Source organism: Bacillus mesophilum, from assembly GCF_008923265.1.
Classification (GTDB): domain Bacteria; phylum Bacillota; class Bacilli; order Bacillales; family Cytobacillaceae; genus Cytobacillus; species Cytobacillus mesophilum.
On the sequence record NZ_WBOT01000006.1, the window covers coordinates 117,678 to 130,385 of the forward strand.

A 12,708-nucleotide genomic window follows, 5' to 3' on the forward strand; every position below is an offset into this window, starting at 1 on the left:
ATAGTATAACATAGAAAGCGATAGTTTCGAAGTTCAGGCAGGAACTGACAGCCTTATACGTCCAATAGCAATTAGCTTTTAGTCAGCAATGGGGCTGTCAATTCAATAATTTCCTTATCATAAAATTGGGAAAGCAAATGCTGATGACAGGTAAAGAATAGTATTTGCCTGTTTGTCAGTGAACGAAGAAGCTTCATCATTCGCTCTGTCCTGTTATGATCAAAATTAACAAAGCTATCATCGATGATTAGCGGATAGTTCTCTTTTTCATATGCTGTTTCCGCCAGGGCTAATCTAAGAGCAACATATACCTGTTCCTTTGCAGCTTGGCTAAGCTCATAGACTTCAAAAGAGGTTTTTCTTTTATTTTGAATATAAAAGCCGCTTTCTTCCTGCTTTGGCCAAATTCGAACATATTCTCCATCCGTCAATATGCTCAAATGTTCCTCTGCTTTTGCAATGATCTTTGGAAGGCGTTCATCTTTAAAAGCAGCAATCGTTTTTTTCAAGATATGCTGTGCTGCTGCATATTTAGCCCATTCTTTTGCATCCCTATCCAACTCTGCCTTGATTAGCTTATACCGATGCAGTAAATCTGCATGTGTACCGCCTTCTTCAATCAGTTTCGCTTCATATTTCAACTCTGCCAACTTTTTTTGGCAGTCAGGAATTGAATTTTCCAGTGAGTCAACAAGCCCTTTTAAATCTTCAAGCGTTTGTTCTTCTTTTTTTTTACCTGCCAAATATTCCATTTCTTCGGCCGATAACGTTGTCATTTGCAATTGCATCTGTAAGGCATTTTTTCTCGCTTCTATCTGCTCTTTTCGTTCTGCTTGTTTTGCCAGCTCTCGAAAATGCTCTTGATCTGCAGCATTTCCTTGCTTCATTAGCTCTGAAAGCTCCTCTTGATACTGACTGATCTCAAGCAGATAGGTGTGCTCTTCCTCTTCCAGCTTCTTAAGTTCGCGAGCAGCTTCCTCTTCCTCCCCTTTTTTAGCTATTTCATCTTTTAACATTTTTCTTAATTCATAAACCTTCTCTGCATAACTTAACTCATGATGAAGGTTAAATCTTTCTGCCAGTTTATCTATTTTCTCTTGCAGCATTTTTAGACTTTCAGATGTTTGAGCATGCTCTTGAACAATATGTCTTTTTCCTTTTACAGCAGTTTTCAATTGTTCAAGCAAACGATAGGCTTCACCTAATTGCTCAAGCGTCTCTTCATTATGCAAAGGAAGATGAAGATGAGCGCAATGCTCCTGCAGCTTCTTTTTGCATTGCTGAAAGGCAACTTCCCAACGTTCAAATCCCGAAATGATCTTTTCATTTGAGAGAATCTCCTGCTGCAAATAGATCTCCAGCTCTTTAAGTTTCTGTTTTCGTTCGTCGTTTTGTGCTTTTAAAACTGCCATATTATTTATATCGTGCTCTGGAAGCTGTTCAAGGCGCTTTTCTATGTCTATCAGCCGCTGCTCTAAGCCGGCAGTGTCTCCTTCATCCATTTTTGCCTTAGACTTTAATATGAAATGGTATATAACAAATAGGAGACCTGCAGCACCTATAATCCCTATGAGCCATTCTTGCTGAAGCAGCGACCAAACACATAGAACGAGGAACAAACAGGCTAATAAAATGGCTGGCATTGTATCGTTTTTCGGTTTTCTTTGCTGTCTCTTTCCCGTTCGACCCGAATTCTCTGCCTTTTGCTTTTTCCTCATTTCATCAAGTTCTTGCTGCAGCTTGTTTCTTTCCTCAATCTCATCCTGTTTCTTCTGCAATTCATTCTCTTCTTTAGGAGACAGCAGCAGAGCTTTGAGCTCGTTCACTTTTTTCTCGAGCAGATCCAATTCCCTTGTACTCTCATTAAACTGCTCATCCAAATCCGTTTTCTTGGCAACTAATCTTTTATATTCATCTTCAGCTTCTGATACTTGCTTCTTTTTATGAATGCTTGTATCAATAGAGGCAATTTCGTCATCAGATAAGGTTATATTTAACCTTTCGTTTAAATCTTGAATATCACTTTCTATGTTTGCACATTTTAAAGAAAGCGTTTTTTCCTCTTCTCTAAGTTTTTGCATAAGCGGAAGCTGTTCTGAAATACTTGTTATTTCTTTTTCTGCTGATAATATTTCTTTATTTGCCTGGCTTGCTCGAATCTCCTCGGATAATTGTGTAATCTGCTTCTTTAAAGCAGATTGCTTTGCGAGGAGCGGTCGCTGCCCCTCAAGAAGCCGTTCGTAGCGAGCTAAACCATCGATTGGAAATACGAGGTCTTTATACATATACCATTCTTTCTCAAGAAGCTTATTTTCCTTAAAGACTGGCTCTATCTGCTGCCAGGAAGTAAGAGTATGAACATTCTCTTTGCTTTCAGCCAGGTCTTTCTGCATTCTCTTAATCTGTTCCTCAAGCTTTTCTATTTCTTTTATAAAATGCCAATATTCCTCGTTTTTTTGCTCTGCCATTTGAAGCTTTTTGTACAGTTCTTTTACTTCAGAAATTTTTTGATTTAATGCTGGCTTCTTCCCATTCGGTTTAAAACGGGATTCCAGCTCTTTTTGAAGCGTTTGCTCTGCCAGAAGGAGCTGATCTGTGCCAAGTGCCCCAGCAGAAAAGAGAAGCCTGCCAAGATCCTCGCCATTCATCTGGTGGATATTCTGCAATCCATGAACATTAAAAGAAAAGATTGATTGAAACATTTTTTTATCCATGTCATGCAACAATTCTTTTAAGAGCGCTTCAGAACCAGCAGTTCCATCTTCCATTCTGACCGAAACATTCCCGGCTGACTTTCCCTTCACCCGCTCAATAACTGCTTTGCCTCTGCCCGGAAATAAAACGGTCAGCTTGCCTCCATACTTGCTTCCTTCTTTTGGTTCATACCTCGATTCGTTTTGCTGTTTGGGCGGGAAACCAAAGAAGATAGCATGAATAAAGGCCATGATCGTTGATTTCCCTGCTTCATTTTCACCGTAAAAAACTTGAAAATCGCCAATTTGTGAATAGGTCTTATCCACTAGCTTGCCGTAGCCATAGATTTGTATTTCTATAATTTTCAGGATGAGCACCTCCTTAACTTTGATATAGTAACTGCATTAATAGATTTTCCGCTTCTTTTGAAATGGAATCCAGCTCATCTTCACTCTGTTTTTGTAAAAACCTTCTCGCTTCCGGATGCTTATATAAAAGTTCTAAGCTTCCACCAATTCCTTCCAAATCAACAGCCGCATGAAACATTTCTGCAAAAAAAGCTGATTCGGACATCAGTTTCTCTTTGTTCCATTTTTTTCTTTCATTTACAAGAAGGTCAGCAATCCATATAAAGCCATCTTCCCCTTCTGCTTCATGCTCCTTCAGCAAGTCGAGCAGCTCCCCCTCGCGAATAGCAGCAGCATCTTTTGGAGGCAAATCTGTATTTTGCAGAGTCAGGATTAAAATTTTTGCTTGGCCGGTCATTTTTTCTTCATCTATAAGATCCAGGCACTTTGAATAGATTTCCTGAAAAGAATCAGCTTCCTCACAATTTAATTCTCTTTCAGACCACACAACTGGAGCTGTATTTATAAAGGTCATTTCTGCACCTTTTTCTGAAAGCTGAACGAGATAACAGCCTTTATCTCCTGTTTCCTTCACATGCCGGCCTTGGGTATTGCCAGGATAAACAATTGGCGGTTCATTTTGGATCACATTTCTTTTATGTATATGTCCGAGTGCCCAATAATCAAAGTTCTTAACTGCCAGCTCAGAGATGGTAAAAGGAGCATAGGCTCCATGCTCACTTTCTCCTTCAAGCTGACCATGCAGAATACCGATGTCAAAATCCGCTCCATCTCTTTTTTTATAATGCTGAATCATCCGCTCATATACATGCCTGCTATGATAGCTAAATCCATATAAATGAACAGAAGTTTGTGACTCTGTTATAAATTCCACCGTTTCAACTTGGTTTGAGAAGAGATGAACATTCTTCGGGAGAGGCAGATGAACCCAGCTGCCCTCCATGTGATCATGATTCCCATGTACAGCGAAAACAGAAATACCCTTTTCGGCGAGCCGCTCCATTTCTTTTATAAAGATAATCTGGGCACGAATACTGCGGTCTTCTGCATCAAATAAATCACCAGCTAACACGACAAAATCTACACTATGTGCGATCGCTGCATCCACTATGCTTGAGAGCGATTCAAATGTACTCTCTCTCAGTTTTGAAAAAATAGGCTGAGGCAAATGGCGCAGTCCAGCCATTCCGCTGTCTAAATGTAAATCCGCCGCATGAATAAATGTTACTTTCTTCATTCCGATCCCTCTTTAATTAGGTTTTATGCACTTATTGTACATGAATTCAAAAGCGAATGCACGTTCTGCATATATCGTATAATGTAAAAAAACATACAAAAGGCCCCCAGAAGGGAGCCGTGGACATTTTATTTTTTATTGGACAGCTGCAATGCTTTCTTAATGTCTTTAAACGAAGAGGACTTGCCGTATAATAATACGCCGCCTTTGTATACTTTTGCTCCAAAGATCGCAAGTACAATGATTGAAATCAGCAGGATTGCGATTCCTAAAATCGGTTCCCATGCTGGAAGAGTCAGCATTCCTACCCTCATAAACATAATCATTGGAGTGAAAAATGGGATGTAAGATGTGATCGTTACAAATGATGCTTCAGGATCCGTCAATCCAAACATGGCAATTAAAAAGGCCGCAACAATCACCATTGTCATTGGTGTAATCATCTGTTGCACATCTTCAATTTTGCTGACAAGTGATCCTAAAAATGCAGCAAGAGTCGCATACAGGAAATATCCTAAAATAAAGAATACGACAGCATAGGTGATCGTGATTGCCGGAACATCGCCAAAGCCAAAGAATTCAAAAAAGCCTCCCTGCATTGAGTCAAGATTCTGTTTTACAAAATAATATCCAACAGCAAGGATTACCAGCATTTGCGTCAAGCTTAATAGCGCAACACCCAATATTTTGGCAAACATCTGGCGGATCGGAGGCACACTTGAAATCAGAATTTCCATAACTCGGGAGGATTTCTCTGTTGCAACCTCCATCGCAATCATATTTGCGTACATAATCACCGCAAAATAAATAACGAAGAGCAGAACATATACGAGTCCTCGTGCTTGATTCAATTCCTCTGCTGATTTTGCATTATCTTCAAGTGCAGCTGTATTAAACGAAACTGGATCATAAAGCTGATTTAATTGCTCTTGTGTTAAGTTAACTTCTGAGGCTGCCATGACCGTCTTCAATTGCTGAAGTGCACCCTGTAATTCTCCGGAGATTGTTGAATCTGCCACACTTCTTGCTTTATATAATCCTTCCGGCATATTATCACTATTCATCGATAAAAGCAGCAAACCGCTATACTCGCCATTTGTTACTGCTTCCTCTGCCTCTTCTTCTGTTCCAGTGAACTGCTCAACAATCAGTTCACTTTCTGCAAGCTCTAGTTGTTCTGCCAAAGGAGCATATAATCCTGATTCCTGACCCATTACCAGCACTTGATCTGCCGCTTCATCTCCTTCGAAGAAGCTGATGATATTGTTCATATTTGCCAATCCTGCTACAAGCAAAGCTGTTATGATGGTGGTAATAATAAATGATTTCGTTTTCAGCTTAGAAAAGTAGGTATGAGATAATATAATCCAAAAACTATTCATATGCCGCACCTGCTTTCTCAATAAAGATATCGTTTAATGAAGGCTCTTCTAGTTCAAATTTGCGGATAAAGCCTTTCCCGACTATTTCTTTTAAAATTGCTTCCGCATCCTCTTCTTTTGAGATTTGCAGGTGTGCACCCTCTGCGGTTAGCTTCGCCTTTAGAACAAGAGGATGTGTTTTGAAAAACTCCATTGAAAAATCGCCATGAACAATTAAATTTTTGCGGCCAAATGAACGTTTAATTTCTTTAAGCGCTCCATGCACAATCGGCTTTCCCTTTTGCATAATGCAAAGGTGCTCACAAAGCTCTTCAACATGTTCCATTCGGTGTGAAGAAAAGACAATAGTTGTTCCTTTTTCTTTTAGATCGACTACAGCTTCTTTTAATAATTCAACATTAACAGGGTCTAGCCCGCTGAACGGCTCATCTAAGATTAATAGCTCAGGTTTATGTATAACAGCTGTGATAAATTGAATTTTTTGCTGATTGCCTTTAGAAAGCTCTTCCACTTTCTTGTCAGCATATTCTGGCACCTTAAATCGATTCAGCCAATAATCAAGCTCCGACAAAACATCCTGCTTTTGCATTCCCCGCAATCGTGCTAAATAGACAATCTGATCCTTTACCTTCATCTTTGGGTATAGGCCGCGTTCTTCGGGCAGATAACCGATAATATGACTTGTCTTATAATCAATCCTGTTTCCTTTCCATGTAATGGTTCCATCGGTAGGATCAATTAATCCAAGGACCATGCGAAAGGTAGTTGTTTTACCTGCACCGTTTGCACCAAGAAAGCCAAACATCTCTTTTTCCGGGATTTCCAGTGATAAATCATCAACGGCTGTAAATGAACCAAATCTTTTTGTGACTTGGGCCAGCTTTAATACCATATAATCTCCTCCTTTAAACGGCCATATCTTATATACGAATGAGGAAAGAAAAAAGTTCCATTAAAAAAATTGCGTTCATTCTCTTCGTATGATTGAATAGTGGTAACAGTCAGAATTCTTTATGAAAAGGAGAATCCTCATGCAAACATATAAACTGACAGTCTTTGAACAAGACGGTGAAAAAATTCTGGATGAAGCCTTTCAGGCACAAAATGACCAAGAAGCTAAAACAAAAGGAGAGAACCTGCTGCTCGAAAAAGCCATGCATGAAAAGACGCATCGCTGTACCTCTCCTGCTGGCAAACTCATTCTATTCCACCGCTGATTATGTGGATTGATCATCTGGCTCTGTCCAGCCATATTTCATAGCATTTTCTTTTTAATGTAAAACATCCTTTTTACAAATGGATTTATGAAAGAATAACAGTTTACAAAAAGGAAGGCGGGCTATCCATTTTGCGTACAGCAACATTGGACAGTCCCGCCTAACTAGCACTATTTCCCTTGAAAAACTGGCTTTCTTTTTTCGATAAAAGCCTGTATCCCTTCTTTATGATCCTGTGTTTCTCTCATTTTGGCCTGTCCCAGCTTTTCCAGCTCAAGCACCTTTAAAAGCAATGGCCGGTTTTTATCGGATAGTATTTTTTTCGTTTTGATCATAGCTTGTACAGGACTGCTCAGCCATTTATTAATCTTCGCATCAAGGGCCTCTTCCAGCTCTCCAGCAGCTATTTCATGAATGATGTTTTTGGAAAACGCCTCTTCTGCACTTAAGATCTTCCCTTCCCAGATCAGCTGTTTTGCTTTATCTTCACCAATTCTATTTTCAAGGAAGAAATGTGCCCCTCCATCAGGGATCAAGCCGATGCCAATAAAGTTCATCGCCAGCTTGCTAGCAGAATCAGCGATAATATAATCGGTTGCAAGAGCTAAACTAAGCCCTAGACCAGCAGCTGCCCCTCTCACTGCACTAATTGTCAGCATAGGCATACTGTAAAGAGTTACAACCAATTCGTTAATACAGTCCATCACCTGATAGAAATCGCTTTCATTTTTAGCCGACATCATTGTTTTTATATCCCCGCCAGATGAGAACGCTCTGCCTTTACCAAGCAGGACAACAATATCAATTCCATCCGAATTGCTCACATCTTTTAATACACTCAATAATTCTCTCAACATCTCAACATCAAGTGCATTTAACGCATCAGGCCGGTTTAGCTCGACCGTTGCAACTCGGTCGTTTACACTCAGATTTACTTTTCCCATTGTTATTCCCTCCTTTTCCATCTCTCTTCCATTATAAAGAGAACATCATCATTTGAGAAATATTTTCAGAATAATTCATCAAAATAATATTTGACATCATGGATCCCTTGTTAATGATCAAAGCAACAGGCTTTGAAAAAGGGAACATTTGAATAAGCGCTTGGACAAAATATCCCAAGCGCTTAGGTCCACAACTTATATTATTTCAGCTCCGAACTCATTGTTCGAACCTGATCTCTTAATCTCATTTTCAGAAACTTCCCGACAGACGTTTTCGGTATTTCCTCCATGAAAAGAATGTCATCAGGCAGCCACCATTTCGCAAACTGCGGCTGTAAGAAGGTGTATAACTCTTCTTTCGTTACAGTTCCTTTGTATCCTTCCTTTAAAACCACACACGCAATCGGTCGTTCCTGCCATTCTTCATGCGGAACAGAGACAACGGCCGCTTCAAATATGGCTTCATGTGCCATCAGTGCATTTTCAAGATCAACCGAGGAGATCCACTCACCGCCGCTTTTTATTAAGTCCTTTGTACGGTCTACAATTTTCATAAAGCCCTCTTCATCAACAGTCACAACATCACCGGTATAAAGCCAGCCATCCCGAAACGCTTCATCCGATCGTTCATCACGGTAATACCCCGATGCAATCCACGGTCCCCGTATCGCTAATTCGCCCATTTCCTTGCCGTCCCATGATGCTTCTCCATCTTTTCCGACAACCTTCATTTCCAATCCAGGGACGAGAATGCCTTGCATTGCTTTAATATTTAACTTTTCTTCTGAAGAAAGTTCTTCCTGATAGCTTTTTAATGAAGAAATAACAACAAGCGGACTCGTTTCTGTCATTCCATAAGCATGCATAAACGGAATGCCATGCTTTTCTTCAAATGCTTTAATCATCCCGCGCGGTGCTGCTGATCCGCCGCAGAGGACACTTCGCAGTGAACTCATGTCATAGTTGTTTTCATCTAGTTCTTTTAACAATCCAAGCCAAATGGTAGGAACGCCGGCAGTAATGGTCACCTTTTCAGCCTCTATTAGTTCCGCTATTAATTTTGGTGTAAAGTAAGGACCAGGCAATACTAAACTTGTGCCAAACCATACCGCTGCAAAAGGCAGTCCCCAGGCATTGACATGAAACATTGGCACGACTGGCAGTGCAATATCCTTTTCACTGACAGCGGCGCTATCTGCCATTCCAAGCGCCATACTGTGTAAAACAATGCCGCGGTGAGAATAGACAACTCCTTTTGGATTACCTGTTGTTGCTGATGTATAGCACATCCCTGCAGGTGCATTTTCATCTAAATCATCAGGATATTCATAGTTTCCGCTTGCCTCCTGCAGCAATCTTTCATAATTATAAACAGATTCTATTGTTGTTTCAGGCATTTCACCTTCAGCACACATAACAATAAATGCCTTCACAGTTGTCAGCTGGTCCTTTACCTTTTCAATTAGCGGGAAAATGTCAGGATCAATCAGCAGCGCCTGATCTTCTGCATGATTGATAATGTATATAATATGCTGTGGAGAAAGTCGGATATTAATTGTATGCAGAACAGCACCGCTGCACGGAATCGCAAAATAGGCTTCCAAGTGGCGATGATGATTCCATGCTAATGTACCAACTTTATCTCCACGTTTAATGCCAAGCTTCTGCAGACTTTCAGCCAGCCTTTTTGTTCGTTCTGCAATCGTTTTGTACGTAAAGCGCTGAATGCCGCTGCCTGTTCTTGAGACAACCTCTTTTTTTGGAAAAAACTTTTCAGCTCTTCTAATCATCTGCGTCATCGTCAAAGGTGTTTGCATCATCATAAACATTCCCCCTTTTAATAGTAAACGCTTACATTTTACTCTTAGAAGTATATGATTGATTGTCTTTATATCATTCGTCTCCCATGACGATTATCCTGCTTTGATGAAAATATTTTATTCAAAAAGAAAAAATGGCTTTGACACAACTAAATAATGTTACTAAGACTGAGATATAAATGTAATTGGTGTGGTAATTAACCTGAGTGAAATGGAGCGGAGGGCCCTCGACTCCTGCGGGCTGTAGAGGAAAGGGTGAGACCCCGCAGGAGCTTTTAGCTCCGAGGAGGCTCAGCTTCCTCCCCGCGGAAAGCGGGGGTCCGCAGCGCAATGGAACAGGCTTGTTTAAAAAGATACAATTTTAAAAACAAATAAAAAACCGAATGAGTAGAAAGATGAACTTCCTAACCATTCAGTTCTATGTGATGTTAAATACTTATGTCACAGTCTTTTTCTTGAAGGTTTATTCTTGTTTTTGTAAAAATAGATCGTTCAATATATCAATTTTTTCTTGCGTATACGCTTCAAAGCTATCATTGTATGTTTTCGGATCTTTTGGATTGGCAAAGTGGGTAATCTTTCCTGATTGAGGATCAATAAATTTACTTGCTGCTCCACAGCCGATCCCAATGATGGTCTGCAGTTCTTCCATAATCATAATATTATAGATGCTCTCTTGATCTGGAAGAGCATAACCTACATTTTCTAGATTGCCAAGGATATTTTTTTGCCTGTATAAATAATACGGCTCATACCCCTTTTCAACTGTCCACTTTTCAGCCATTTCCATCATCTTCTCGACTTCATCCCGTTCCGCCACTTTATACTTCGCTTTATTTCTCGTCATTTCAGAAGCACGCTTAAACGAAAGTGTATGAACAGTAAGAGATTCAGGCATTAACTTTTCTGTTTCATCAAGAGAATGAGCAAATTCTTTTAAGCCCTCACCTGGTAAACCGATAATTAAGTCCATGTTTATGTTATTCATACCCATATTTCTGGCAAGATGAAATTTTTCAATCGTTTCTTCGACCGTATGATGTCTGCCGATCGCTTTAAGTGTTTCTTGCGTATAGGATTGAGGATTAATGCTGATCCGGTCAATATTCCACTTTTTTAATATATCTAATTTTGCCGGTGTAATGGTATCCGGGCGTCCTGCCTCGACCGTAATTTCACGGATGTTTTCTACATCCGGAAATGAGGTGTACATTTCTTCATAAAGCATGTCCATCTCTTCGGCCGAAATACTCGTCGGTGTACCGCCGCCATAATAAACGGTCGTAATTTTTACGTTATTTTCTTTTAGCCATTCCCCGATTTTTCTAATTTCAAAATGAAGGCCGCCTAAAAATGAATCCACCGAACCTTGTCTGCCATTGATGGCATATGCGGGAAATGTACAGTACGCACATTTCGTCGGGCAAAAGGGAATCCCGATATAAATGCTGACTTCCTTTTGGAGATCATATAGATCCGGTACAACAGCAAGCTGGCGATCGACAATCCTTTGCATTAACTCTATCTTTTCATCTGTAATTAGATAATCTTCTTTTAGCTGCTGATGTGCCGCAGGAAGCGGGTACCCGTTTTGCATGTGGCGGTGCAGCAGTTTAGTTGGCCTTATTCCGGTTAAAATGCCCCACTTTTGTCTTACACCTGTCCAATCCTGCAATACTGTCAGATATACATATGAAACAGCATGCTTCAACTGTTTAAACTCTTCTTTTTCTGTAAGATCCGCTCCAAGAGTACGTTCGTATTGAGCAGAATGGTTTACTCCATTCAGATCCTGCAGCTTTGCAGAAACATGAACCGATGTATCCATAGAAAGTTCAAAAGCGATGTGCACCTCGGCATCCTTTGCTTCATTTTCCATCACAATGTCACTTTCTTCAAAAAACAAATTGGCAATAAGACGGAGCGGACGATGAAAACGCTCATCCTCTAAACCTTTTATCATTAGTTTCATTAGAATCACCTTTTTATAAAAACTATTTCCTTGTAGAAATAGGATCGTATTTAAACAAACTTCTTTAAGTTTACAAAAGAGAGTTTATTAGGTCAATATTAGAGTAACTTCTATGTGTAAACGATCCTTTCTATCATTTAGCTTTATATTCAAAAGGCTAAAGAATTTCTTCTTTAGCCCAGGAAATGCAATATTATTTTAATAAGTTCATTTTGCGCAAAAATTGGATTGGCTGCTGTTTGCGGAAGTGTTCTTTGACCATGTAGGTGACGCCGTGCTGGTCGTTGGTTCTTGTCAGCCAGTCTGCAGCATTTTTAACCTCAGCTGGCGCATTGCCCATCGCCACTCCTAATCCGGCTGCTTCAATCATTTCAAGATCGTCCATACCATCTCCAATGACAACCATTTGGTTACTGCGGATGCCAAGCTGCTCGCCTAAGTATAAGAGACCATTAAGCTTTGAAACGCCAGCACTCACAATTTCAAGGCGAAGGTCATTGAGCTTAAGCATGTCTACCTCCGAAAACATTCCTCTGATCGCAGTTCTTGCGTCTTCAAGATCCTCGCTGTTCTCAAAGTACACCTCGATCTTCGGCGGTGAAACAGGCTCTTCTAAAATGGTCTCACTCACAGATTCAACAAATTGCTGTGAATAGAAAACTGGGTCCCCTGAGGAAAATACCGTCTTTGCCATTAAGTTATGATTGAGCTTATATTTATTGGCTAATGCAAATTTTTCATGCACGATTCTAATTTGACAAGGAAACCCTTCAAGAAATCGAATAATATCATATGTGACTTCTTCTGCAATTCTATTCACATAAACTGGTTTATCGATGTTCTTACCGATAAATGCTCCTCTATGCGTCACAATCTGTGTGTCCAGCTTCAAAGCCTTCGCAACCTTTTTCGCAGATGGAAAACTGCGGGATGTAATTAAGGTTACATAAATGCCTTTTTCCTGCACATACTCGATTGCTTCTTTTGTAGATTTGTGCAGCCTGCCGTTTGACTGCAGCAGTGTACCGTCAATATTTAAAGCGAGCAGTCGATAAATCATATTTTTGCCCCCAT

General features: G+C 40.1%; 9 protein-coding genes. 1 reads left to right on the plus strand and 8 read right to left on the minus strand.

Features of this window, described 5'->3' with window-relative positions; all coding sequences use genetic code 11:
* Positions 1–71 precede the first annotated feature (71 nt).
* The 4 genes from F7732_RS17330 to F7732_RS17345 form a co-directional block, all read right to left on the minus strand.
* A complete protein-coding gene (locus F7732_RS17330) occupies positions 72–3,071 on the minus strand; it encodes an ATP-binding protein (RefSeq protein WP_161598907.1) in 3,000 nt (999 codons plus the stop codon).
* Positions 3,072–3,075: 4 nt separating this feature from the next.
* Positions 3,076–4,299, minus strand: coding sequence for a metallophosphoesterase family protein (locus tag F7732_RS17335; protein ID WP_151575328.1), 1,224 nt, complete (start codon positions 4,297–4,299; stop codon positions 3,076–3,078).
* Positions 4,300–4,427: 128 nt separating this feature from the next.
* Positions 4,428–5,681 carry an ABC transporter permease gene (locus F7732_RS17340; RefSeq protein WP_151575330.1) on the minus strand — a complete coding sequence of 418 codons (1,254 nt, stop codon included), beginning with the start codon at positions 5,679–5,681 and terminating at the stop codon, positions 4,428–4,430.
* Entirely contained in the window at positions 5,674–6,573 is a 900-nt protein-coding gene (locus F7732_RS17345) for an ABC transporter ATP-binding protein (RefSeq protein WP_151575332.1), read from the minus strand. The genes F7732_RS17340 and F7732_RS17345 overlap by 8 nt, the downstream gene beginning before the upstream one ends.
* Before the next feature lie 139 nt (positions 6,574–6,712).
* Between F7732_RS17345 and F7732_RS17350 the strand changes: the two genes are divergently transcribed.
* Positions 6,713–6,898 (plus strand): YhzD family protein, encoded by a 186-nt coding sequence (locus F7732_RS17350; RefSeq protein ID WP_151575334.1) that lies wholly within the window; start codon positions 6,713–6,715, stop codon positions 6,896–6,898.
* Between the two features lie 170 nt (positions 6,899–7,068).
* On the opposite strand, the gene F7732_RS17355 is transcribed toward F7732_RS17350, so the two are convergent.
* From F7732_RS17355 to F7732_RS17370, 4 genes are all read right to left on the minus strand, one after another.
* Positions 7,069–7,842 (minus strand): enoyl-CoA hydratase, encoded by a 774-nt coding sequence (locus tag F7732_RS17355; protein ID WP_151575336.1) that lies wholly within the window; start codon positions 7,840–7,842, stop codon positions 7,069–7,071.
* A gap of 200 nt (positions 7,843–8,042) precedes the next feature.
* The gene (locus tag F7732_RS17360) at positions 8,043–9,665 is read right to left on the minus strand and encodes a long-chain fatty acid--CoA ligase (RefSeq protein WP_151575338.1); all 1,623 of its coding nucleotides are present in this window, start codon (positions 9,663–9,665) and stop codon (positions 8,043–8,045) included.
* Positions 9,666–10,125: 460 nt separating this feature from the next.
* Positions 10,126–11,634: a coproporphyrinogen III oxidase gene (locus F7732_RS17365; protein WP_151575340.1), complete on the minus strand. Its 1,509-nt coding sequence runs from the start codon at positions 11,632–11,634 to the stop codon at positions 10,126–10,128.
* A 193-nt stretch (positions 11,635–11,827) separates the two neighbouring features.
* Complete coding sequence (locus F7732_RS17370) at positions 11,828–12,694, minus strand: Cof-type HAD-IIB family hydrolase (RefSeq protein WP_151575342.1); 867 nt, start codon at positions 12,692–12,694, stop codon at positions 11,828–11,830.
* Positions 12,695–12,708 lie beyond the last annotated feature (14 nt).

Excerpts from the sequence above, each read along its gene's own strand:
- F7732_RS17345 (WP_151575332.1), bottom strand. The coding sequence starts at position 6,573 with ATGGTATTAAAGCTGGCCCAAGTCACAAAAAGATTTGGTTCATTTACA.
- F7732_RS17355 (WP_151575336.1), bottom strand. The coding sequence starts at position 7,842 with ATGGGAAAAGTAAATCTGAGTGTAAACGACCGAGTTGCAACGGTCGAG.
- F7732_RS17370 (WP_151575342.1), bottom strand. The coding sequence starts at position 12,694 with ATGATTTATCGACTGCTCGCTTTAAATATTGACGGTACACTGCTGCAG.
- F7732_RS17335 (WP_151575328.1), bottom strand. The coding sequence starts at position 4,299 with ATGAAGAAAGTAACATTTATTCATGCGGCGGATTTACATTTAGACAGC.
- F7732_RS17350 (WP_151575334.1), top strand. The coding sequence starts at position 6,713 with ATGCAAACATATAAACTGACAGTCTTTGAACAAGACGGTGAAAAAATT.
- F7732_RS17360 (WP_151575338.1), bottom strand. The coding sequence starts at position 9,665 with ATGATGATGCAAACACCTTTGACGATGACGCAGATGATTAGAAGAGCT.
- F7732_RS17365 (WP_151575340.1), bottom strand. The coding sequence starts at position 11,634 with ATGAAACTAATGATAAAAGGTTTAGAGGATGAGCGTTTTCATCGTCCG.
- F7732_RS17340 (WP_151575330.1), bottom strand. The coding sequence starts at position 5,681 with ATGAATAGTTTTTGGATTATATTATCTCATACCTACTTTTCTAAGCTG.